At 75.3% G+C, this 23,911-nt stretch carries 13 protein-coding genes; 9 read left to right on the top strand and 4 right to left on the bottom strand.

Going from position 1 to position 23,911, the window contains the following annotated elements; all coding sequences use genetic code 11:
• The first annotated feature begins 12 nt into the window (after positions 1-12).
• The 4 genes from C1I99_RS06605 to C1I99_RS06590 all read left to right on the top strand — a co-directional run bounded on the left by C1I99_RS06605 (position 13) and on the right by C1I99_RS06590 (position 14,745).
• Positions 13-1,260, top strand: a complete 1,248-nt coding sequence (locus C1I99_RS06605) for an MFS transporter (protein WP_158554014.1) — start codon at positions 13-15, stop codon at positions 1,258-1,260.
• Positions 1,257-12,095: a non-ribosomal peptide synthetase/type I polyketide synthase gene (locus tag C1I99_RS06600; protein ID WP_158554012.1), complete on the top strand. Its 10,839-nt coding sequence runs from the start codon at positions 1,257-1,259 to the stop codon at positions 12,093-12,095. Before C1I99_RS06605 ends, C1I99_RS06600 begins: the two co-directional genes overlap by 4 nt.
• A 131-nt stretch (positions 12,096-12,226) precedes the next feature.
• The gene (locus C1I99_RS06595; RefSeq protein ID WP_111133312.1) at positions 12,227-13,117 is read left to right on the top strand and encodes an ABC transporter ATP-binding protein; all 891 of its coding nucleotides are present in this window, start codon (positions 12,227-12,229) and stop codon (positions 13,115-13,117) included.
• Positions 13,114-14,745 carry an efflux permease Rv1217c-related protein gene (locus C1I99_RS06590; RefSeq protein WP_111133311.1) on the top strand — a complete coding sequence of 544 codons (1,632 nt, stop codon included), beginning with the start codon at positions 13,114-13,116 and terminating at the stop codon, positions 14,743-14,745. The genes C1I99_RS06595 and C1I99_RS06590 overlap by 4 nt, the downstream gene beginning before the upstream one ends.
• A 134-nt stretch (positions 14,746-14,879) precedes the next feature.
• Here C1I99_RS06590 and C1I99_RS06585 read toward each other — a convergent pair whose 3' ends face one another.
• Positions 14,880-16,067: an epoxide hydrolase family protein gene (locus tag C1I99_RS06585; protein ID WP_111133310.1), complete on the bottom strand. Its 1,188-nt coding sequence runs from the start codon at positions 16,065-16,067 to the stop codon at positions 14,880-14,882.
• Between the two features lie 62 nt (positions 16,068-16,129).
• Here C1I99_RS06585 and C1I99_RS06580 point away from each other — a divergent pair, with 62 nt between their 5' ends.
• Positions 16,130-17,113 carry a helix-turn-helix transcriptional regulator gene (locus C1I99_RS06580; RefSeq protein ID WP_111133309.1) on the top strand — a complete coding sequence of 328 codons (984 nt, stop codon included), beginning with the start codon at positions 16,130-16,132 and terminating at the stop codon, positions 17,111-17,113.
• Positions 17,114-17,212: 99 nt separating this feature from the next.
• Positions 17,213-18,187, top strand: a complete 975-nt coding sequence (locus C1I99_RS06575) for an anti-sigma factor RsbA family regulatory protein (RefSeq protein WP_111133308.1) — start codon at positions 17,213-17,215, stop codon at positions 18,185-18,187.
• Here the strand turns inward: C1I99_RS06575 and C1I99_RS06570 are convergent.
• Genes C1I99_RS06570 through hflX form a run of 3 tightly spaced genes read right to left on the bottom strand, consistent with a single transcriptional unit; the run spans position 18,097 to position 20,575 of the window.
• Entirely contained in the window at positions 18,097-18,942 is an 846-nt protein-coding gene (locus tag C1I99_RS06570; RefSeq protein WP_111133307.1) for a cytochrome c oxidase assembly protein, read from the bottom strand. The genes C1I99_RS06575 and C1I99_RS06570 overlap by 91 nt on opposite strands.
• On the bottom strand, positions 18,939-19,427 hold the full coding sequence (locus C1I99_RS06565) for a DUF2243 domain-containing protein (protein ID WP_233512369.1): 489 nt from the start codon (positions 19,425-19,427) through the stop codon (positions 18,939-18,941). The genes C1I99_RS06570 and C1I99_RS06565 overlap by 4 nt, the downstream gene beginning before the upstream one ends.
• The gene (hflX, locus tag C1I99_RS06560) at positions 19,424-20,575 is read right to left on the bottom strand and encodes a GTPase HflX (RefSeq protein ID WP_111133306.1); all 1,152 of its coding nucleotides are present in this window, start codon (positions 20,573-20,575) and stop codon (positions 19,424-19,426) included. The genes C1I99_RS06565 and hflX overlap by 4 nt, the downstream gene beginning before the upstream one ends.
• Before the next feature lie 220 nt (positions 20,576-20,795).
• Between hflX and C1I99_RS06555 the strand changes: the two genes are divergently transcribed.
• From C1I99_RS06555 to C1I99_RS06545, 3 genes are all read left to right on the top strand, one after another.
• Entirely contained in the window at positions 20,796-22,052 is a 1,257-nt protein-coding gene (locus C1I99_RS06555; RefSeq protein ID WP_111133332.1) for a DUF2786 domain-containing protein, read from the top strand.
• Positions 22,053-22,198: 146 nt separating this feature from the next.
• Positions 22,199-22,567: a YciI family protein gene (locus C1I99_RS06550; protein ID WP_111133305.1), complete on the top strand. Its 369-nt coding sequence runs from the start codon at positions 22,199-22,201 to the stop codon at positions 22,565-22,567.
• Positions 22,564-23,832: an RNA polymerase sigma factor gene (locus C1I99_RS06545; RefSeq protein ID WP_111133304.1), complete on the top strand. Its 1,269-nt coding sequence runs from the start codon at positions 22,564-22,566 to the stop codon at positions 23,830-23,832. Before C1I99_RS06550 ends, C1I99_RS06545 begins: the two co-directional genes overlap by 4 nt.
• Positions 23,833-23,911 lie beyond the last annotated feature (79 nt).

The raw sequence follows: 23,911 nt of genomic DNA, 5'->3' as shown, positions 1-23,911 counted from the left end.
ACCAGATTGCGAGTGCGACCCACGGGGGGCCGCCCGGCACATCCCCTGCACCTCGTCGTCACCGCGCACGCGGTGTCGACCTACGGCAGCTTCCTCAACCTGGTGGCGCTCGGGCTGTTCACCCTGCAGATCACCGGCTCCCCGGTGCAGACCGGGCTGTTCATGGCCGTCCGGCTGGCGGCCGGATTCCTGATGGGGCCGGTCGCCGGACTGCTCGTCAACCGGTATCCCCGGACCGTCCTGATGATCGGTGCCGACCTGCTCTCGGCCACCGTTCTCGTGCTGCTGGTCCTGGTTCCCGCAGGCGCGCAGCCGACGGTGCTCTACCTGCTCGCCGTCGTCCTCGGCGGCGGCCAGATCCTGTGGGGGGTCGCGCTGCGCAGCGGGCTGCCCGAGCTGGTCGGGCCGGAGCGGCTCGCCCGGGCCAACGGGCGTCTCGTGGCCGCCCGCTCGACGGCCATGCTGCTCGGCTTCGGCACCTCGGGGCTCCTCGTCACCCTGCTCGGCTATCACGCCGCGTTCCTGCTCGACGCCGCCTCGTACGGAGTCTCCGCGCTGCTGCTGTGCGGGGTGCGCGGCTGGACGTCGGTGGGGGCATCCGCGCGGCGGCGGCCGGCGGGCGCCCTCCGCGGCCTGCGCATCCGGGGCGTGCTGGCCGGGATCGCCCCGGTGGTGGTCGCCATGATCGTGGTGCGGGCCGCCGACGCCTTCGGGTCCGCGTCTCACAACGTGGGGCTGCCGGTGTACGCGAGCCTGGCCCGACCCGACGCCCCCGCCTCGTTCGCCGCCCTGTTCACGACAACGTGGGCGGTGGGCAGCCTCGTCGTCGGCCGGTGGTACGCCCGCCGGGACGCCCACCCGACCTCCCCGGCCGCCTTCGGGATCGCCACCTGCGCGATGTCGCTGCTGTTCGTCCTCGCCTTCACCGGCCCTCCGGTGTGGCTGTTGATCATCCTCGTGGTGGCGGCCGGCGTGGCGGACGGCTATGCGGAGATCAGCTACACCACTCGCTTGCAGAACGTCGAGCCGTCTCGCCGGGCACACCTGTTCGGCCTGGCCGGAGCGGTGCAGAACGCCGGGTTCGGCCTCGGCATGATCGTCAGCGCGTTCGCCCTCGGCCGGCTCGCGCCGCTCTCGGTGGTCGCCGTGGCGCACGGGCTGGCGCTCGTCGCCGCCCTCGTCTTCCTCGTTGCCCACGCCCGTCCTTCGCTGCGCCGGCCGGACCGGCCGGCCGAGCAGAGAGTCGAGGTTTCCCCGTGAGCCCAGTTCCGCCTGCCCGGTGTCCCGCCGTCAGCTACGGCGGAGACCTGCCCGACGATCCCGACCGGCCCCGCACTTTGCGGGAGGCGCTGACGAGGGCGGCCCGGGACTTCCCCGGCTCGGGCATCCGGGTGGTGGACGCGGACGGACGCGAGGAGTTCCTCGACTACCCGACCCTGCTGTCCCGGGCACAGGCGTCACTGGCCGGTCTCCGGGCCCGCGGGTTGGCGTCCGGCTCGTACGTCATCCTCCGGATCAACTCGGGCACCGAGTACTGGCCGGTCTTCTGGGGCTGCGTGCTAGGCGGCATGGTCCCGCTCACCGTGGGCGCGCCCAGCGGCTACGACCCGGACACTCCGGGTGCCCACGGCCTCCTGCACGCCTGGCGGACGCTCGGGGAACCGGTCGTCGTGGGCGGCTCGGACGACCTCGACGGGCTCGCTCGCCTGGCGTTGCGTGACCGGGTGGTGTCGGTGCCCGAGCTGGCGACCACCGGGGCGGGCCGCCAACGCCAGCAGGGGCGGCTCCCCGAGGACACGGCGGACGGGGATCCGGTCCCCGACCCGGCGGCGGTGGCGATCCTGCAACTCTCCTCCGGCAGCACCGGCACACCGAAGATCATCTCGCTGACGCACCGCGGGCTCGCCGAGAACGCCACCGGCGCGCAGGAGATGCTCGACATCGGCCCGCACGACGTCCTGCTCAACTGGCTGCCGCTGGACCACTCCGCCGGCCTGCTGCTCTACCACGTCGCCGGCGTCTTCCTCGGCGCCACCTCCGTGCAGGTCGCCACCGAACTGGTGCTGGCGGACCCGCTGCGCTGGCTGGAGCTGATGCTGCGACACCGGGTGACGCACAGTTGGTCGCCGAACTTCGGCCTGCGGCTGGTGGCCGACGCGGTCACGCGCACCCCCGAGCGACGGTGGGACCTGCGCGGGGTGCGCTGCATGGTCAGTGGTGGGGAACAGTGCCTGCCGGAGACGATCGAGGCGTTCGTCGCGGCAACGGGGATACCGGCGGCGGCGATGAGGCCGGCATGGGGCATGTCCGAGACCTGTACCGGGATCACCTACGCCCGCTACGGCGCGCCCGGCGCCCGGCACCGCATCCGCACCGCCAGTCTGGACGGTGACCTGGAGTGGGCCACCGCCGAGGACGCCCCGGACGCGGTCACCGAGTACCTGTCCGTCGGGCGCCCGACCCCCGGCACCACCGCCCGGATCGTGGGCCCCGACGGCACCGTGCTCCCCGAGGGCCGCATCGGCCGCCTCCAGCTCGCGTCGGCCCGGGTCACCCCCGGATACCTCGGTGACCCTGAGGCGAACCGCCTCGCCTTCCCGCAGGGCGACGAGTGGCTGGACACGGGCGACCTCGCCTTCATGGCCGACGGGGAGGTCGCGATCACCGGCCGGGCGAAGGACCTGATCATCGTCAACGGACAGAACCTTCCCTGTCACGAGGTCGAGCGGGTGACGGGCGGGGTGGACGGGGTGCGCGACAGGCTCGTCGCCGCGGTCGGCGTACCGGACCCCCGGACCGGCACGGAATCGCTGGTGATCTTCTACGTCCCGGACGACTCCGGCGCGCCTGGCGACCGGGTGGCCCGAGCCGTCACCGCGGTGGTGGCCCGGCGCTGGCAGGTCACGCCGGCACAGGTCCTTGCCGTCCCGGCCGAGGACTTTCCGCGTACGTCCGGCGGGAAGATCCAGCGCGCGGCGCTGCGCCGGCGGTATCTGGCCGGCGGTCTCCCGGCCCCGGCGCCCCACGACGGCGCGGAGTCCGCGGCCGGCGACGCGGCCACGCCAACCGGCGACCAGCCGGCCGGGCCCGGCCGGGGTGGGGTCCGGGCACTGGTGACCGACATCCTCGCCGACCTGACCGGTGGTCCGGTCGACCCCGCCGTGCCGTTCTACGAACTCGGCCTCGGGTCGGTCGAGCTCGTCCGGCTCCGGTCACGGCTGGAACGGGCCCTGGGCCGCCGGATCCCCCAACCCGCGTTCTTCGCCCATCCCACGGCCAACGCGCTCAGCGCCCATCTCGCCGCCACCCCGGTCTCGTCCGAGCGGGAACCGGCCGGGGCGCCGGGACGGGACCGGCGGATCGCGGTGATCGGCATGGCGGCGCGGTTCCCCGGCGCCGACACCGTCGACCGGTACTGGAGCAACCTGCTCGCCGGGGTGGAGAGCATCCGTTTCTTCACCCCCGACGAGCTGGCCGCGGCGGGAACCCCGAGGGAGGCGGCGAACGCCCCCGGGTTCGTCGGCGCGAGCGGAGTCCTGGACGACATCACCAGCTTCGACGCGGGCTTCTTCGGCATCACCGCACGGGAGGCCCAGCTGCTCGACCCGCAGCACCGGCTCTTCCTCGAAACGTGCCACCACGCCCTGGAGGATGCCGGGCACCCGGGCGACGACGACGGCCGGCGCACCGCGCTCTACGCGGGCAGCGGGATGAACCTGTATCCGCACCACACCTACCTGCGGCACGAGCTCGCTCCGCTGGCCGGGTCCGCCGATCCGGCGACATCGATCGGTGCGGCGCTCGGTAACCAGCCCGACTTCCTGGCCACCCGGGTCGCCTACCGGCTCGGGCTCACCGGGCCGGCGATCAACGTGCAGACCGCCTGCTCGACCTCCCTGGTCGCGGTGCACCTGGCGGTGCGGGCGCTGCTCGACGGTGAGGCGGATCTGGCGCTCGCCGGGGCCGTGGCGGTGCACGTACCCCAGGTCACCGGCTACCGGCACACGCCCGGCTCGATCCTGTCGGCGCGTGGGCGATGCCGGCCGTTCGACGCGGACGCCGACGGGACGGTCGGCGGCAACGGCGTCGCCGCGGTGGTCCTCAAGCCACTCGACCGCGCCCTCGCCGACGGGGACCGCATCCACGCGGTGATCCTCGGTTCGGCGGTCAACAACGACGGCGCCGGCAAGGTCGGCTTCACCGCGCCCGGCGTACCGGGCCAGATCGATGTCGTCCGGCGGGCGCTCCGTGCCGCGGCCGTGCCGGCCGAGTCGGTTGGCTACGTCGAGGCGCACGGCACGGGCACCGCCCTCGGCGATCCGGTGGAGCATCACGCGCTCGCCGAGGTGTACGCGGGTGGCCAGCCGTTCCTCGGCTCCGTCAAGGCCAACATCGGTCACCTGGACAGCTGCGCCGGTATGGCCGGGTTGATCAAGGCGGTCCTGACCGTCCGCGCCGGCCGGATCCCCCCACAGATCAACTTCAGCCGGCCGAACCCGGCGATCGACCTGTCCGGCGGATCGTTCACGATCGCCACCAGCCCCACCGACTGGCCGCAGACCTCCCACCCGCGCCGGGCGGCGGTCAGCGCGCTCGGCGTGGGCGGCACGAACGCCCACGTCCTGGTCGAGCAGCCGCCGGCGCCGGCACCGCCCCGGACCGGCGAGACCCCGAACCACCCGGCGCCGGGGCTGCTGCCGCTCTCGGCGGCCGACCCCGTGGCGCTGCGGGACCTGGCCGCCCGGTACCGCGACCGGCTACGCGCGGAGCCCGGCTTGCCCATGGCCGACGTGGTCTCCACCGCCGGGCGGTGCCGGCGCCACCTGCGGCACCGCCTGGTCGTCCGCGGCTCCACCACGGCCGCGCTCGCCGACGCCCTCGACGGGTACGTGACCCGCGGCAGCGCGCCCGGCGTGCTGGTCGGGCAGGTCGGCGCGGACGCGTCCGACTCCGTGGCGCTGGCCTTCCCGGGCCAGGGGGATCTGCGGTGCGCCGTCCTCGACCTCGCCGAACGCTTCCCGGTGGTCCGCGAGGTGCTCGACGAGGGCGCCGAGGCGTACCGGCGGGCCGTCGGCGGCGACCTCGTCGCTCGGCTGCGGGACCGTCCCGGCGGCCCCGGCCGCCCCACGGATGTGGCCCAGCCGGCCCTGGTCATCACCGGCGTTGCGCTGGCGGAACTCTGGCGGTCGTGGGGGCTGACCGCCGAGTACCTCCTCGGGCACAGCGTGGGAGAGTACGCCGCCCTGGTCGCCGCGGGGGCGCTGTCGCTGACCGACGCGGTTCGGCTCACCGCGCACCGTGGCCAGCTCATGGAGCAGCACCTGCCGCCCGGCGCGATGCTGGCGGTGCTGGCCGGCGCGGACGTCGTCACCGAGCTGGTCGCCGGCTCCGAGGTGGAGGTCGCGGCCCGCAACGGCCCGAGCCAGTACGTGGTCTCCGGGCCGCCCGGGGCGGTGGCGGCGCTGGCCGACAGCGCCGAGCGGCTCGGCGTGCCGACCCGTCGACTTCCGGTCGACCGGGCGTTCCATTCGGCGGCCGTGGAGCCGGTGCTCGACCGGCTCCGGCAGGTGGTGGCGGACGTGACGGTGCGGCCCACGAGGGTGCCGGTGGTCAGCACCGTGGACGGGCAGGTACGGCCAGCAGGCTGGCTGCCCGACGGCGACTACCTGTGCCGCCAGGCCCGCCAGCCCGTCGCGTACGAGGCCGCGGTGCGGGCCCTCACCGAGCGGGGCGTGACGACGGTCGTCGAGGCGGGAGCGGACGGTGTGCTGACCGGGATCGCCCGGTCCACCGGGTCGGGCCTGCGGTGGGTGTCGTCGCAGCGAAGGGACCTCGAGCCGGCCGACGGGCTCTGGCAGGCCGTGGGCGAACTGCACGTCGCGGGTTTCCCGGTGGGCTGGGCGACGATCACCGCCGACTGTGGCGGTCGACCGATCTCGTTGCCCGCCTATCCCTTCCAGCGGCGGCGGTTCTGGCCCGACCCGCCGGCGCCCGCCGGGTCCTCCTCGCCGGCGGAGGCTCCGCCCATGGCCGGCGCCGCGCCCACGGAGGGCGCCGGATCACGGTCGGCGGCCGCCGCGCCGGCCGCGTCCGGGCCGGACGGGGTGCCCGGCCAGGCCGTGGACCCGGTGCTGGCGCGCGTGCTGGCCCTGACCGCCGAACGGCTCGGGGTGGACGCGGCCGAGGTCGACCCGGACCAGACGTTCCTCGGGGCCGGCGCCGACTCGCTGCTCCTGATGACCATGTCCCGAGAGATCAACAACGCGTTCGGGGTGCGGGTGCCGGTTCGCGACCTGTTCGGCGTCGTCGACACCCCGCGCCGGCTCGCCGCGGCGGTGGTCGGCCACACCCCGGCGGGGACGACACCACCGGGCCCGCCGGCCGCGGAGCCGAGTCCGCCGGCCGCGCCGGGACCGGTGCCCCCGGGCGTGGCACCGCCACCGGCGCCGCCGACCAGCGCTGCTGCGCCGGCGCCCGCGCCGGCGGTCGACCGCGCCCCGCACGTGTCGCCCGATCTCGCCGCGATCGTGCACCGTCAGCTCGATCTGATGCGGGAGCAGCTCGCCCTGCTCGGCGGCGGGGGCCCGGTCACGCCCGCCGCACCCGCGCCGCCGGCGCAGCCGGCCCCGGCCCCGGTCCCGGGACCGGCGCTGGCGCCGCGGCCCGTGCCGGCCGCCCCGGCCGCCGAAGCGGCCGGCACCGTCGATGTCAGCCTCTACTTCTTCGGCGACTACCCGGAGCAGGACCAGGGCGACTCGTACGACGTCATCCTGGAGGCCGCCGAGTTCGCCGACGCCCACGGCTTCCATGCCGTGTGGCTGCCGGAACGGCACTTCCACTCCTTCGGCGGGATCTTCCCCAACCCCTCGGTGCTCGCCGCGGCGCTCGCGGTGCGGACCCGCAGGCTGCGGCTCAACGCCGGATCGGTAGTGCTGCCACTGCACCATCCGATCCGGGTCGCCGAGGAGTGGTCCATGGTGGACCGGCTCTCGGGAGGCCGGATCGGCCTCGGCTGCGCTCCCGGCTGGCACGCCAACGACTTCGTCTTCTACCCAGAGAACTTCCGCCGGCACAAGCAGGTGATGTACGAGAACCTGGACACGGTCCGGCGGCTGTGGCGCGGCGAGGCCATCAGCGCCCGTTCCGGCAGCGGCGAGGAGATCGAGGTACGACTCCATCCTCGCCCCGTGCAGGCCGACCCGCCGATGTTCACGGCGATCGTCGGGAACCCGGACAGCTACCGCGAGGCCGCCCGCCGTGGGTTGGGCGTGGTGACCAACCTGATGACCCAGGACGTCCCGCGCCTTGCCGAGAACATCGCACTGTACCGGCGGACCCGGGCCGAGCACGGGCTGGACCCGGACGCCGGGCGGGTGGTGGTGCTCATGCACACGTACCTCGACGAGGACGCCGACCGGGCCCGGGCGACGGCGTTCGAGCCGTTCTGCGCATATCTGCGGTCGTCGTTCAGTCTGCTCGGGCAGGTGGTCAACAGCCTCGGAATGAACATCGACCTGGCCGACACCCCCGACGACGACGTCCGGTTCGTGCTCTCCCGGGCGTACCGGCGGTACTGCGACCAGCGGGCCCTCATCGGATCACCCGACAGTTGCCGGCCGGTCCTCGACGCCGTGCTCGACGCGGGTGCCGACGAGATCGCCTGCTTCGTCGACTTCGGCCTGCCGGCGCAGGCGATCCGGGACGGGCTGCCGGTCATCGACACGCTGCGGCGGGCCACCCGTGGTCGGGCCGCCCGGACGCGGGCCATCGAGACGGCGCCGCTCACGCCCGGCCAGCGACGGCTGTGGTTGGCGGAGCAGATCCACCCCGGCACCCCGGCCTACACCGAGGGTGCGGCGGTGCGGCTGCGCGGTCCGCTGGACCCGGGAGCCCTCCGCGACGCCGTGCAGGACGTGGTGGACCGGCACGCCCCGTTGCGGACCACCTACCGCGAGATCGACGGAGAGCCGCGCCAGGTCGTCCACCCGCGACTGCGGGTCGACCTCCCGGTGCGGGAACATCCCGCGGCCGACGAGGAGGCGGTGGTAGGGGCGGCGATGGCCACCGCGAGCGGTCGGGTGTTCAACCTCCTTGACGGCCCGGTGTTCGCCGTCGAGCTGCTGCGCTTCTCCCCGACCCACCACGTGCTGGTGATGTCGTTCCACCACCTGGCCACCGACGGCGGCTCGTACGGCGTGCTGACCCGGGAGGTGTCGGCGTGCTACCAGGCCCGGGTGGCCGGGCAGGCCGCACAGCTACCCCCGTTGCCGGTCAGTTACCTGGAACTCGCCCGGGCTGGCGCCGCAGCCGGCGAGGGCGACGTCGAGAAGGACCTCCGCTACTGGCTCAACCAGCTCGACCCGCCGCCCCCCACGCTCATCCTGCCCTCCGACCTGCACCGGCCGGCCGTGCCGTCGGCGGTCGGCGAGAGCCTCTTCGTGGACCTTCCCGTCGAGCTGACCGCGCGGATCCGGCAGTTCAGCCGCGCCGAAGGAGCCACCGCCTTCAGCACGCTGCTCAGCGCGTTCGGGGTGATGCTGTTCCGGTTCAGCGGCCAGCCCGACCTGGTGGTGGGAACGGGCACCAGTGGACGGGACGAGAGTTCCCGGAACCTGATCGGGTTCTTCGTCAACACCCTGCCGTTGCGGCTGGACCTCAGCGGCGACCCCACGTTCCGGGAACTGGTCGCCCGGGTCCAGGACGGCGCCCTCCACGCGTACGAACACACCCACGTCCCGTTCGACGTCCTCGTCCGAGCGCTCGCACTGGACCGGCAGGCCGGCCGCCACCCGCTCTTCGACGTGGTCGTCGAGTACGAGAGCGGCGACGAGCTCTTCGCGTTCGACCTGCCCGGGGTCACCGCCGAGCCGCTCCGGGTCGGCCTGGACAAGGCACCGGTCGACCTCGTGGTCTACCTGTCCCACCGGGACACCGTGCGCTGCCACGTCGAGTACCGCACCGAGGTGTTCGACCGCTCGACGGTGCACCGGTTCCTCGACTACTTCCACCGGGTGCTCGACCAGGTGACCCGGGAGCCGGGTGAGCCGCTGTCGCGCCTCGCGGAGCGCCTCGACGAGCCCGCCGCCCGGCTGTGCGGGCCGCGGACCGAACCACTCGCCGAACGGCTGCACGACCCGTTCGTCCGGCAGGCCACCCGCACGCCCGACGCCGTCGCGGTGGTCTGCGGCCAGACCCGGTGGACGTACCGGGAGCTGCACGAGCGGGCTGAGCTGCTGGCCCGCCGGATCGCCGCCGCGGGCGTGGGACCGGACGATGTCGTGGCCGTGCTGCTGCCGCGCCGGCCCGAGCTGATCGCCGCGCAGTTCGCCGTCCTGATGGCCGGCGCCGGGTTCCTTCCCCTCGACCCGGCGCTGCCGGCCGCCCGGGTGGCGGCCCTGCTGGCCGACAGCGGCACCCGGCTGCTGCTCACCAGCGCCGAGTTCCACCACCCGACCGGTGTGGCGTGCCTGCTGGTGGAGGAGCCGGCGGACCCCGCACTGCCACCGCCGTGCCGCGTACCCACCCCCGAGCAGCTGGCCTGGTGCGTGTACACCTCGGGCTCCACCGGCCGCCCGAAGGGGGTGCTGGTGCCGCACCGGGCCGCCGTGGACACGGTGTCCTGGCACGTGCGGGCCCTCGCGCTCACCCCGGCCGACACGGTGGCGCACGGCCTGGGGCTCGGCTTCGACGCGAACCTCGCCGAGATCCACCCGGCACTCGCCGCCGGCGCCACCGTCCACCTCGTCCCGGCAGAGGTGCGCTCCGATCCGGCTGCCCTGGTCGAGGAGTGGTCCCGGCACGGCGTTACCGTCGCGTTCCTGCCGGCGCCGCTGGCCGAGCTCGTCTTCGCGCTGCCGGCCACCCCGGCAGCCACCCTCCGGACCCTGGTCGTGGGGGGCAGTCAGCTGCGGCGCCGCCCGCCCGCCGGCTTCCCGGCCGAGGTGGTCAACGCCTACGGCCCGACCGAGTGCAGCATCGTGACCACGGCCGGCCCGGTGTCCGCGGCCGGCACCGGGCCGATCGACATCGGCAGGCCGGTGGACAACCGACGGCTGCACGTTCTGGACGCGGCCGGCAGGCCCGTCCCGCCCGGTGCGGTCGGTGAGCTCTGCGTGGGTGGCGCCGGGGTGGCCCGGGGGTACCTGGGACGCCCTGCCGACACCGCGTCCGCCTTCGTACCGGACCCGCTCCGGCCGGGGGACCGGATGTACCGCACCGGAGACCTGGTCCGGATGCGCGGGAACGGCACCCTCCAGTTCGTCGGCCGGCTGGACGACCAGGTCAAGATCGCCGGACACCGGATCGAGCCGGGCGAGGCCGCCGCGGAGCTGGCACTGCTGCCCGGCGTACGGCAGGCGGCGGTGCTCGCCCGACACGACCGGGGCGACGAGCCCTACCTGGCCGCGTACGTGGTCGCGGACGACAACGGCGAGCCGGGCGAGACCCGGACCGCGCTGCTCGCCGCCATGCTGGCCGAACGCCTCCCCGACCACCTCGTGCCGCGGGCCTGGGTGCTGCTGGAGTCCCTGCCCACCACGGACACCGGAAAGGTGGACGCCGCCCGCCTGCCGGCACCGGTCGCGGTAACCGGTGGCGAGCGGCCCACGAGCCACCAGGAACAGCTCGTCCACGACGCCTGGTGTGCCGAGCTGGGGGTGTCTCAGCTGCCCGTGGACGTCCCCTTCACCGCCGCCGGTGGTCACTCCCTCGCCGCGGTTCGCCTGGCCAACCGGTTGACCGGGCTGCACGACGTCACGGTGAGCGTGCCCGAGGTGCTCCGCAGCCGCGGCATCCGGGAGATGGCGGCGGCCCTCTCGCCGGCCGGCGTCGACGCCGTCGTGGCGCGGGCACCGGCGACGTACCAGCAGAAGCTGATGTGGCACCGCCAGCGGCAGGCGCCCAATCCGGCCGCCGTACACATGGCGGTGCGGATGGACCTCACCGGTCGACTCGACCGGCCAGCTCTCGAACGTGCGGTTGACGGGCTGCTCGCCCGGCACGAGGCCCTGCGGACCCGCTTGGCCGACCGGGACGGCGAGCTGGTCCAGGAGGTCCTGCCAGCGCGCCCGGCGGGTGTGCCGGTGGTCGAGCTCGACGCGGACCAGGTCGACGAGTGGTGCCTGGGGGTCGGGCGGGAGCCCTTCCCCGACGCCGGCCCCTGGCTTCGCACCCGGTTGGCCCGGGTCCGCGCGGACTCCTGGGTGCTGATGTTCGTCGTGCACCACCTGCACGGCGACGGATGGTCGATGCTCCAGCTCCTCGACGAACTGGGGCGCGGGTATGCCGCCGGGCAGGGAAGCGGGTCAGCCCCGGCGCCCCCCACGTCCAACTACCGCGAGTACGCGCGCCGGCAACGGGCGGCCCAGGTGCCGCCGGCCGTCCTCACGTACTGGCGACGCCAGCTCGCCGGGGCCCCCCGGACGCTGTCGCTCCCGTCGGACCGGCCGCGACCGGCCCGACTGTCCGGCCGTGGCGAGGAGTTCAGCTTCGCCATCCCGGCCGACCTGACCGCGCGCCTGACCGACCTCGCCACGGCCTGCGGCACCACCATCTTCCCGGTCCTGGCCGCGGGCTACGCGTCGCTGCTCGGCGAACTGACCGGCACCGACGACATCGTGCTCGCGTGCCCCTACGCCCACCGCGACGACCCCTCCTACGAATCGGTGGTGGGCCTGTTCACCAGCACCCTGCTGCTGCGGCTCCCGCTGTCGAGCGCGGCGTCCTTCGCTGACCTGGTGACCGGCACCGAGCAGGCGTTCGTCGACGCGATCCGGCACCAACCGGCACCCCTGCCCGCGATCTACGGCGCGGTCGACCCCGGGTGGCACGTCGGCGCACCGCCGCCGGTGGCCACCATGCTCTTCGGGCTGAACCCCGGTATGCCGCGCCTCGGGCTGCCCGGCGTCGACACGGCGGTGGCGGACCAGGGGCTCGGCTGCGCACGCCGCGACTTCGCGATGGTGGTCACTCCGGTCGACGACGGCCTGCGTGGTGTCGTGGAGTACTCGACCGACCTGTTCGACGAGGCGACGGTAGCTGCCTGGTGTGCGAGGTTCGTGCGCCTGCTCACCGAGGCCGTGGGCAGGTCGAGGTGACCGGGGTGATCCGGGAAACACCGGCCGGCCTTCCCGGGGCTTCCGGCGGTTGACGGCGGGCAGTACGGTGACCGGTGGTGCGCCGGGAAGCCTGGTCGGCAGTCGGATTTGTCGTCAACCCGGAGGCCGCCATGAGCGCACCCGCCGTCCGCACCGACCGCCTCACCAAACGGTACGGCCGCCTGCTCGCCCTCGACGAGTTGGACCTCACCGTCCCGGCCGGGGAGGTGTTCGGTTTCCTCGGCCCGAACGGCGCCGGCAAGTCCACCACCATCCGGCTGCTGCTCGGCATGACCCGGCCGTCCTCCGGGCGGGCGTGGATCTTCGACACGGACGCCGCCGACGTCGCCGGCGCCCACCGCCGGCTGGCGTACGTGCCCGCCGACGTGGCCCTCTGGCCCCGGCTCACCGGGGCGGAGATCCTGGACCTGCTCGACCGCACCGGCCCCGGCACGGACCGCGCGTACCGGGACGAGCTGGTGGAGCGCTTCGCGCTGGATCCGTCCAAGCCGGCCGGGGCGTACTCCACCGGCAACCGGCAGAAGGTGGCGCTGATCGCGGCGTTCGCCACCCGCGCCCCGCTGCTCGTGCTCGACGAACCCACCAGCGGCCTCGACCCGCTGATGGAGCGGGAGTTCCGCCGCGCCGTGACCGAGGCCCGCGACGAGGGCCGGACGGTCTTCCTCTCCTCGCACCAACTGGCCGAGGTGGAGGCCGTCTGCGACCGGGTGGCAATCCTGCGCGCCGGCCGGCTGGTCGACGTCGCCACCGTGCCCGACCTGCGCCGGCTGCACCGCACCGAGGTGCTCGTCCGGTTCGCCGGCCCCGTGCCCGACCTCACCGCCGTGCCCGGGGTCGACTCCGTCGACCCCGGGACCGACTCGGCAGTGCGGTTCACGGTCAGCGGGCCGCCGGGCCCTGCACTGCGGGCCCTGGCGGCAGCCGACGTCACCACACTCACGATGCGCGAACCCACGCTGGAGGAGATCTTCCTCGACTACTACGGGGAGACGGGCCGGTGACCGCCGCCGAACTGCGCACCGCGGGTGCCGTACCGGTACGTCCGATCGCGGGCGGAGCGTACACCCGACTCGCGCTGCACCAGGTCCGCCGGGGCGCGCTCGTCGTCCTGGCCGTGACCGCCGGTATGTCCGCCCTGGTCGCCACGACGTACGAGAGCACGGTCGGCGATGCACTGGACCCCGCCGCGCTGGCCGCGCTCGCCGAGAACCCGGCGATCCGGACGCTGTTCGGTGAACCGGTCGCCCTGGACTCCGCCGGCGGGTTCACCGTCTGGCGCACCGGCACCGTCCTCGCCGTCCTGCTCTCGGTGTGGGGGCTGCTGGCCGCCACCCGGATCACCCGGGGCGAGGAGGACGCCGGCCGGTGGGGCCTCCTGCTCGCCGGGCGGCTGGCCCTGCCGGCCGTGCTCCGCCGCCACCTCACCGTGCTCTGCGGCGTCATGGGGCTGACCGGGGTCGCGGTGGCTGGCGCGCTCACCGCCGTCGGGACCCCGCCGGCCGGAGCCGCCGTGCACGGCGCCGGCCTCGCCCTGGCCGGCATGTTCGCCGTCGCGGCGGCCATTCTCGCCGGCCAGGTCCTGCCCACCCGGGCGGGGGCGAGCGGGGCCGCCGTGGCGCTGCTCGGCCTCGGGTTGCTGGCCCGCATGGTCGGCGACGGGGTCGCCGCGCTGGCCTGGCTGCGCTGGCTGTCCCCGTACGGCCTGCTGGCCCTGACCCGGCCCTACCGGGAAGACCGGGCGCTGCCGCTGGTCGTGCTCGCGCTGGCCACGGTGGTGGTGGGCGCCGTCGCGCTGGCGCTCGCCGGCCGGCGCGACGTGGGTGCCGGGCTGGTGGCCCCCGCCGCCGGCCGCGCGCCACGCCGGTGGCTGCTCGGCTCGGTGCGGGCGTTCGCCGTCCGGCGGCTGCTGCGCCCCCTCGCCGGCTGGTCCGCCGGCGTCGGCGCGTACTTCCTGTTGATCGGCGTGCTCGCGGTGTCCATGACCGACTTCCTCGCCGACAACCAGCGCTTCGCCGACCTCGCCGGGGAGGCGGGCTTCGCCGGGCTGGGCAGCGTCCGGGGTTACACCGCCACGATGTTCGCGCTGCTCGCCGTTCCGGTCGGGGTGTTCGCCGCGGTACGGATGGCCGGATTCGCCGCGGCGGAGGCCGACCGGCGGCTGACCGGCCTGCACGCCCAACCGATCACCCGGGGCCGGCTGCTCGGTGCGGAGGTGGCCGCCACCGGGGCCGGCGCGGCTGTCCTGCTCACCGTCGCCGGGGCCGCCACCTGGCTCGGGGCCGCGGCCGTCGACGCGGACCTGCCGGTGCTCGCGGCGCTCGCCGGCACCTGGAACGTGCTGCCGATCGCGCTGCTCTGCCTGGGCGCCGCGGTGCTCGCGCTCGGCTGGGCGCCCCGCGCGGTGGCCGCCGCCGGTGCGCTGCCGGCCGCCGGCGGGTTCCTGCTCCAGGTCGTCGCCGACAGCACCGGCGCCCCCGCCTGGGTCAGCCGGCTGTCCCCGTTCGCGCATCTCGCGGCGGTGCCGGACACCGCACCGAACTGGCCCGCCAGCGCCGTCATGACGGCGCTGGCGGGGGCCGCCCTGCTGGCCGGCGGGTACGGTTACCGGCGCCGCGACCTGCGCGGCTGACACCAGTAGCCGGCACTGCTGCCCGGCGGCGCACCGGGCCGGTCCGCCGCGCACGCTGGTCATGGCGGTCCCTTCCCGGGCGAGGATGGTGGGTAGGGAACGGGGCCGGCCCGGCCGGTGCCGGGCCGGCCCGGTCAGCGCACGGCGCGGAAGAACTGCCGGATGTCCGCCACCAGGAGATCGGGGGCATCGTGGGCGGCGAAGTGGCTGCCCCGGTCGTACGTGCTCCAGGAGACGATGTTCTTGTGGTCGCGCTCGGCCAGCGGCCGGATCGACTGGTAGTCCCAGGCGAAGTTGGCCAGACCCAGCGGCACGGTGGTCGGCTCCAGCGGCTCCGCACCCCGGCCGTTGGAGACGTGCCGGGGGTGGACCGCCGCGGCGTCCTCGTAATAGAAGCGGGCCGACGAGGCGCCGGTGTTGGTCAGCCAGTAGATCATCACGTTGGTCAGTACGAACTCGGGGTCGAGGAACTCCCCCATCAGCTGGGCGCTCCAGCCGAGCTGGCCGACCGGGGAGTCGGCCAACGCGTGCGCCAGGTTCTGCGGCTCGGTGGACTGGAGCTTGTCGTACGCGCCCCGGTTGTTGACGAACCACTCGGCGAACGCCAGCTTGCCCCGGTCGGCCTCGGAGAGGCCGGCGAGCTCCTCCGGATCGCCGGAGGGGAACGAGAAGACCTGCGTGACGTGGACCCCGATCGCGTGCTCCGGGTCCACCCGCCCCACCTCCGGGGAGATGAGCGAGCCGCCGTCGTTGCCGGCGGCACCGTAGCGCCGGTAGCCGAGGCGGCGCATCAGCTCGGCCCAGGCCCGGGCCACCCGGAACCGGTTCCAGCCCCGCTCCCGCGTCGGGCCGGAGAGACCGAAGCCGGGGATCGACGGGATGACCAGGTGGAACGCGTCGGCCGGGTCACCGCCGTGGGCGCGCGGGTCGGTCAGCGGGCCGATCACGTCCAGCCACTCGACCGGGGTGGTCGGCCAGCCGTGGGTCAGGATCAGCGGGGTGGCGTCCGGCTCCGGCGAGCGGACGTGCAGGAAGTGCACGTTCTGCCCGTCGATCTCGGTGGTGAACTGCGGGTACGCGTTCAGCCTCGCCTCCCAGGCCCGCCAGTCGTACGCGGTCCGCCAGTGCTCGGTCAGGCGCTGGACGTAGCCGAGCGGGACGCCGTACTCCCAGCCGGGCGGGACCGGGCCGGCGGGAGCGCGGCTCGGCTCGGCGGGCAACTCGCCCGCCCACCGGGTACGGGCCAGCCGGTCGTACAGGTCGTCGAGATCGGCCTGCGGGATGTCGATGCGGAACGGGGTGATCGCGGTGTGGTCAGCCATGCATCGAAGCCTAGAGATCAATTAGGAAGACCTTGTTCCTAATGCTCAGCCAGACTTGGGCCATGCTGGAAACCTCGGCGCGACTGCTGCGCCTGCTGTCGTTGTTGCAGACTCCCCGGGAGTGGACCGGCGCCGAGCTGGCGCAGCGCCTGGCGGTCAGCACCCGCACCGTCCGCAACGACGTGGAACGGCTGCGCACCCTGGGCTACCCGGTGCACGGGACCCGCGGCGCGGTGGGCGGTTACCGGCTCGGCGCCGGGGCGTCCCTGCCGCCCCTGCTGCTCGACGACGAGGAGGCGGTGGCGGTCGCCGTGGGGCTGCGCACCGCCGCCGGCGGCACCGTCGCCGGGGTCGAGGAGACGTCGCTGCGGGCACTGGCCAAGCTCGAACAGGTGCTCCCCGCCCGGCTGCGCCGGCGGGTGAGTGCCCTGCACACCTACACCGTGCGGGTGCCGCACGACGAGCCGGGGCCACAGGTGGACGCCGGCATCCTGACCCTCGTCTCCGCCGCCTGCCGGGACCGCGAGCGGCTGCGCTTCGACTACGCCCGGCACGACGGCACCGGCGGCCGCCGGATCGTGGAGCCGTACCGCCTGGTCAACTGGGGACGCCGCTGGTATCTGGTCGCCTTCGACCCGGAGCGGGACGACTGGCGCACGTTCCGGGTGGACCGGATCGGCTCGCCCGCCCCGACCGGGGCGCGCTTCCCGCCTCGCGAGCTGCCCGAGGACGTGGTCGACCGGGTCCGGCGGGGGGTGTCGTCGGCGGCCTGGCGGCACCGGGCCCGAATCACCGTGCACGCCCCGGCGGAGGTGGTCGCCGAGCGGATCAACCCCGCCGTCGGCACGGTCGAGGCGGTGGACGCCGGCACCTGCGTGCTGCACACCGGCGCGGACCGGTTGGAGAGCATCGCCGTCTGGATCGGGCTGCTCGGGGTGGACGTCACCGTCGAGGACCAGCCGGAACTCGCCGACGTGCTGCGCACCCTCGGTGAGCGCTACCTGCGCGCGGTGCCGCCGCGGCGGGACGGGCCCGACCCGTCGTGACACCCGTCGCCGGCCGGCGCGGCAGCACGGCCCTCCCGGCAGCTCACGGGACGGGCCGCACCCCAGGCCGCCTAGACTGGGCGCCATGGGGCGGCCAGCGTGAGTGACGCGGTACGGACCGGGGCCGCCGCCCACCACCAGGGGTACTTCCACGAGGCCGTCCGCTACGCCTCCGACGAGGAACTGCTCGCCGTGGCGGTGCCGTTCCTGCTCGGCGGCGTCGCCGCCGGTGAACCCACCTTCGTGGCCCTGGGCGAGCGCACCGGCGGGCTGGTCCGGGCCGCGCTGCCCGCGAACCGCGGCGTCGAGTTCCTGCCCGGCGACGACGTGTACGCCCGCCCGGCCGCCGCCATCCGGTCCTACCGCCAGCTGCTGGCCGACCAGGTGGCGGCCGGCGCCGGGCAGATCCGGATCATCGGTGAGGTGCCCCCGGTCGCGCTCGGCCCGACCTGGGACTGGTGGGCCCGGTACGAGTCCGCCATCAACCACGCGTACGACGACTTCCCGCTGTGGAGCATGTGCGCGTACGACAGCCGGACCACCCCGGCGGCCATGCTGGCCGACGTGGCCCGGACCCACCCGCGGTTCGCCACCCCCGACGGCCGGCACGTGCCCAGCGAGACGTGGACCCCGCCAGCCAGCTACCTGCGGGAGAACCGGCCGGTCGCGCCGGATCCGCTGCAGGCGACCCCGCCGGCCGTGGAGCTCACCGAGCCGACCGCCGCGCGGGCCCGCACCGCCGTGTACGACGCCGACCGGGGGCAGCTGCCGGCCGACGACGTGGCGGACCTCGTCGTCGCGGTCAGCGAGACCGTGACCAACGCGCTGCGCCACGGCGCCCCACCGGTCCGGCTCCGGCTCTGGTCCGGCGACGACCGGATCATCGTCACGGTCAGCGACGGCGGCGACGGGCCCCGCGACCCGTTCGCTGGGCTGCTCCCGGCCAACGGCACCGCCCCCGGCGGCCTGGGCCTGTGGATCACCTACCAGTCGTGCAACCACGTGACCCTGCACTGCGGCGCCGACGGTTTCACCGTCCGGCTCACCGCCGGCAACCCGCACGCCGCCCGCTGAACACGCCGTCCCCGGCGGCCGTACCAGGCGGCGAAGAAGGCGGCGGCGAGCAGCAACTCGGCGACGTCCCCGCCGTACCACATCAACCGGGCCGCCGAACGCAGCGCGGCGACGTCCCGGTCGGCCAGCCCGGGCGGCAGGGTCGCGGCGTGGGCGTAGAGGTACTTCGCCAGCACGGCGTGGCCCGCCGCCGCCCCGAGCAGGACGCCGGCCCGCATGGCCGGGCCGGCTCGGCGTGGAGCCGGGTCGGGGCCGGCGACCGCCCAGGCGAACACGTACCCGGCCGCGAGGTAGTGCAGGTGCAGGCCATGGTGCAGCCAGGGATTCCGCTCCGCCGCCGCGTACAGCGGGGTGAGCAGCACCACCGCGAGCCCGCCGGTGGCGAGCAGCGCGGCGGTCGCCGGATGCGCGAGCAGGTGCAGCGGCCGGGCCCGCAGGACGCGCGTCACCGCGCGGCGGACCGGTGGCGGGGCGACCCGCAGCAGCAGAGTGACCGGCGCGCCCAGCGCCAGCCCGAGGGGCGCGACCATCCCGAGCAGCAGATGCTGGGCCACATGGACGCGGGGGTCCGCGGACCCGCCCGCGAGCGGGCCGAACGCCAGCGCCAGCACCGCGCAGCCGGCCAGCCAGGAGACGCTACGCCCCCGGCGCCAGCCCCGCCGGTCCCGCGTGACGGCCAGCAGGTAGCCGGCGGCGAGCAGGGCGACCAGCGTGAGCGGGAGCGGGTCCGCCCCGGCCCCGGCGAGCCCGGTCACCCGCTGGTGGTGCCCGGGCGGGCCCGGCCGAGCACCACGGCGCCGAGCAGCAGCAGCGCCGCGCCGCCGGCGATCCAGAACACGTCGTACGGGAGCAGGGGCACCCCGTAGCGGATCTGGTGCAGCCGCAGCACCTTGTGGTCGACCACGCCGTCGAACACCTGGAACGCCCCGGCGCCGAGGAGGAACCCGCCCCAGGCGGCCCGGGGTGCGAGGACGCCCCGCCGGCGCAGGTCGGCGAACCAGAAGAAGCCGCCGACCAGGGCCAGCAGCTCCGCCGCGTGCAGCAGCCCGTCGGAGAGCAGCCCCACCGCCGGGGTGGACCGGTCGTAGAAGTGGTGCCAGCCGAGCACCTGGTGGAAGACGATCTCGTCGACGGCCGCCACCACCGCGACGCCGATGATGCCCGCGGCCAACGCCGACGCCCGCCGGTCCACGGCACGCAGCCGCGACGGCCCGCCGCCGACCGCCCGTCCGCCGCTCAACGCCGGGCCAGCCGGGTGGCGAGGGCGGCGCGCAGCTCGTCCATGCCGGCGCCGGTCAGTGCGGAGGCCGCGACGGCGCCCGGGTGTGCCCGCCGCAGCGCGTCGACCCACTCCGGCGGGGTCACGTCGATCTTGTTGAGCACCAGCAGCTCCGGCACGTCACCCGCGTCGATCTCGTGCAGCACGCCGTGCACGGTGGTGATCTGGTCCAGCGCGTCCGGCGCCGAGGCGTCCACCACGTGCAGCACCAGGTCGCTGCGGCTCACCTCGTCCAGCGTCGAGCGGAACGCGTCGACCAGCTGGTGCGGCAGGTGCCGGACGAAGCCGACCGTGTCGGTGACGGTACAGAGCACGTCTCCGACGCGTACCCGGCGCACGGTCGGGTCGAGCGTCGCGAAGAGCACGTCCTGCACCTGGGCGTCGGCTCCGGTCAGCCGGTTGAGCAGGGCCGACTTGCCGGCGTTGGTGTAACCGGTGATCGCCACCGAGGGGACCTGGTTGCGGGCCCGCCGCTCCCGGTTGCGTTGCCGCCGCCGGGCCAGCTCCGAGGCGTTGCGCCGCAGCCGGGTGGCGCGCTGGCGCAGCCGGCGCCGCTGGGTCTCCAGCCGCATCTCACCGGGGCCCCGCACACCCATCCCGGCGCCGCCGGCGACCCGGCCGCCACCGACCCGCGACATCGACCGCCCGTCGCCCCGCAGCCGCGGCAGCTGGTACGCGATCTGCGCCAGCTCCACCTGCAACCGCCCCTCGCTGGTGCGGGCGTGCTCGGCGAAGATGTCCAGGATGAGGGCGGTGCGGTCGACCACCCGTACGCCGACCCGCTCCTCCAGGTTGCGCACCTGCCCGGGGCTCAGCTCCCCGTCGGCGATGACCAGGTCGGCGCCGGTGCGCTCGGCCAGGGCGGCCAGCTCGTCGACCTTCCCGGAGCCGACGAAGGTGGCCGGGTCGGGACGGGGGCGGCTCTGCACCACCTCGTCGACCACGGTAAGCCCGTCGGTGTCAGCGAGCCGCCGCAGCTCGGTCAGCGACACCTCCGTCCCCGGGCCGGTCTCCCCCGCCTCGTCCGCCCGGTGCACGGCGAGCAGCACCGCCGTGGGCCGCACGTGGGGCGTGCCGGCACCGTTGCCCAGCAACCATGATCCCGCCATGACAGACCTCGCATCACCTCGCGTCGGCCCCCGCTCTACCCCGGGCCGGACGAACCATGCCGGATCCCCTCGGCGGCGTTGCCGAGCGCCTCCGGTGCCAGCCCCGCCGGTGGCGCCCGTCACCGGCGGCGGACGGCGGCCGGACCCGGCGGTACGGTCGGTGGGCCGGCGACGGTCCCGTCCCGGGCGCGCCGCGGCAGACACCGAGGAGGACGTGGCCGTGCCGGACGCCGAGCAGCTCGTCGACGACGCCCTCGCGGCGGTACGCGGCACCGACGTACGGCTCGCCGAGCGGCAGCTGGACCGGCTGATGATCGGCACCGGCGCGGCGGACGGCGCGGCCGCGGTCGACGCCGCCCTCCTGCGCCGGCTGGTCCGCGGCGTCAACCGGCTGGTGCCGCGTGGCTGGCAGCCGGCCGACCTGGTCCGGCTGGTCACCCGCCGCCACGGCGCCCGGGCGGCCGGGTTGGTGCTGGACGCGCTCGCCGTGCAGCGCCGCGACCTGGCCGGCCCGGTGCCGCCCTGGTGGGACGATCAGCTGCGCGACCTGGACGCCCGGGTGTGGTGGGACGCCGACGAGCGGCAGCTGGCGGACCGGTCGACCCGGTTCGGGTGGGACCGCGTCACCGCCCTGCGCACGGCGGTCGACGTGGTGGCGATGGTCGAGGGACTACCCCCGATCGCCGTGCTCCGCCCGCCGCCCGGCACGGCCGGGGCGTCGGCCGCGCGGACCGGCCCGCCGAGCGGGTCGCGGGTGCTCGACCGGGTACGGGCGCTGCTGGCCAAGGCCGAGTCGACCACCTTCCCGGCGGAGGCGGAGGCGCTCACCGGCAAGGCGCAGGAGCTGATGGCCCGGCACAGCCTCGACGAGGCCCTGCTGGCAACCGGCTCCGAGCGGACCGACCTGCCCGGCGGAGTGCGCCTCGGCACCGACCCCCCGTACGCGGGCGCGAAGGCCCTGCTGGCGCAGGAGGTCGCGGCGGCCAACCGGTGCGAGGCGGTCTGGTCCGACGACCTGGACTTCACCACCGTGCTGGGCTGGCCGGCCGACCTGGCGGCGGTCGAGCTGCTCTACACCTCGCTGCTCGTGCAGGCCACCGCCGCGATGCTGCGCGGGCGGAGCGAGCGGAGCGGGAACGCCGGCCGGCGCACCCGCGGCTACGACGAGTCCTTCCTCAACGCCTTCGCGCTGCGCATCGGCGAGCGGCTCCGGGCGGCCGCCGAGGAGGCCGACCGGCAGGTGGCCGCGGAGGCGGGGCGGGAGCGGCTGCTGCCGGTGCTCGCCGCCCGCTCCGAAGCGGTCCGGGAACGCCTCGACGCCCTCTTCCCCGGCGTCACCCGGGCCCGGCTCACCGTCCGGGACGCCGAGGGGTGGCACTCCGGCACCTCCGCCGCCGACCGGGCCTCGCTGGAGGTGGGCGGCCCGGCCGCCGGCCGGCCCCGACCGGTGCGCGGCGGCCGGCGCGGGTCGCGCTGAACCCTTCCACCGGCGCGGGTCGCGCGGCAGCCGGCAGGGCCCGCGCGGATATTTGTCCGCGCCGGCTGTCGGATCGTGGGGGGCGGCTCCGACCCCTCACCGAGACGCGCCACGATGGGCGCGGTGACGACACGAGGAGCACCGAGATGAAGTACATGCTGCTGATCTGGAACCGCCCCGGGTTCGTGGAGGAGCTGTCGGAGCGGGAGCGCACCGAACTCTTCGGCGAGGTCGACGAGATCATGAAGAAGCTGACCGAGTCGGGCGAGCTGATCGGCGGGCAGGCGCTGGCCGACCCGTCGCAGACCCGCACCGTCCGGCCCGCCGGCGGCCGGCCGGAGGTGACCGACGGGCCGTTCATGGAGAGCAAGGAGCAGTTCGCCGGCTATCTGATGGTCGACTGCGACAGCCCGGAGCGGGCCGCCGAGATCGCCGCCAGCTGGCCCGACGTCCGGCGCGGCTTCGGGGTGCTGGAGGTGCGGCCGGTGATGGACGAGGCCGGAACGGAGATGTGACGACGCCACTGGTCGAGGACCTGCTGCGCAGCCTGGCGCCGCAGGTCCTCGGGCTGCTCGTGCGCCGGCACGGCCAGTTCGACGCCGCCGAGGACGCCGTCCAGGAGGCGCTGCTCGCCGCCGCGGTGCAGTGGCCGGAGCAGGGCGTGCCGGACAACCCGCGCGCCTGGCTGCTCACCGTCGCCGGCCGCCGGCTGACCGACGAGTGGCGCAGCGAGCGGGCCCGCCGGGACCGCGAGACCGCGGTGGCCCTGCGGGAGCCGGCGTACGCGGGGGTGGCCCCGCCGGCCGACGAGGAGCCGCCGGCCGGGGACGACACGCTGACCCTGCTCTTTCTCTGCTGCCACCCGGCGCTGGCCCGGTCGGCGCAGGTCGCCCTGACGCTGCGCGCGGTCGGCGGCCTCACCACCGCGCAGATCGCCCGGGCCCACCTGGTGCCCGAGGCGACCATGAGCCAGCGCATCCGCCGGGCCAAGCAGCGTGTCGAGGCCGCCGGGGCCCGGTTCACCATGCCCTCGCCGGCCGACCGCGACGAGCGACTGCGGGCCGTACTCCAGGTGCTCTACCTGATCTTCAACGAGGGTCACACCGCCTCCGCCGGGCCGGACCTGCACCGGGCCGAGCTGACCGTCGAGGCGATCCGGCTGACCCGGATGCTGCACCGGCTGCTCCCCGACGACGGCGAGGTGACCGGGCTGCTCGCACTGATGCTGCTCACCGACGCGCACCGGGCGGCGCGTACCGGGCCGGACGGGGAGCTGGTGCCGCTGGCCGAGCAGGACCGCAGCCGCTGGGACCGGGCCGCGATCGAGGAGGGGATCGCGCTGGTTACCGCCGCGCTGACCTGGTCGCCGCCAGGGCCGTACCAGCTGCAGGCGGCGATCGCGGCGGTGCACGCCGAGGCGGCCTCGGCGGCGGAGACCGATTGGCCGCAGATCCTCGCGCTCTACCGGCTGCTCGCCCGGATCGCCCCGAACCCGATGATCACCGTCAACCAGGCGGTCGCGGTGGCCATGGTGGACGGTCCCCGGGCCGGCCTGGCCCTACTCGCCCCGCTGGACTCGGACGAACGGATCGCCGGGCACCACCGGCTCGCCGCCGTCCGCGGCCACCTGCTGGAGCTGGCGGGCGAACCGGACGCGGCACGGGAGGCATACCAGGCGGCGGCCCGGGCGACCACCAGCCTGCCGGAGCAGCGCTACCTGGAGCTGCGCGCCGCCCGGCTGGCCGGCACCGAACCGTCGGACGGGAGCTGGCGCGGCTGAAGCAGGCGCGGGTGGTCGCCGGGCCGAACGGCGCTCACGGGTGGCGGAGAGGTGCTCGGGGCGGCGCGCAGCTCCAGGT

The sequence above is a fragment of the Micromonospora deserti genome (assembly GCF_003236335.1).
Taxonomy (GTDB): Bacteria; Actinomycetota; Actinomycetes; order Mycobacteriales; family Micromonosporaceae; genus Micromonospora; species Micromonospora deserti.
This window is presented reverse-complemented; position numbering and strand designations above follow the sequence as displayed.

What these genes read in the sequence shown, in the direction of transcription:
- C1I99_RS06550 (WP_111133305.1), top strand. Translation starts at nt 22,199, where the DNA reads ATGAAGTACATGCTGCTGATCTGGAACCGCCCCGGGTTCGTGGAGGAG.
- hflX (WP_111133306.1), bottom strand. Translation starts at nt 20,575, where the DNA reads ATGGCGGGATCATGGTTGCTGGGCAACGGTGCCGGCACGCCCCACGTG.
- C1I99_RS06580 (WP_111133309.1), top strand. Translation starts at nt 16,130, where the DNA reads ATGCTGGAAACCTCGGCGCGACTGCTGCGCCTGCTGTCGTTGTTGCAG.
- C1I99_RS06595 (WP_111133312.1), top strand. Translation starts at nt 12,227, where the DNA reads ATGAGCGCACCCGCCGTCCGCACCGACCGCCTCACCAAACGGTACGGC.
- C1I99_RS06585 (WP_111133310.1), bottom strand. Translation starts at nt 16,067, where the DNA reads ATGGCTGACCACACCGCGATCACCCCGTTCCGCATCGACATCCCGCAG.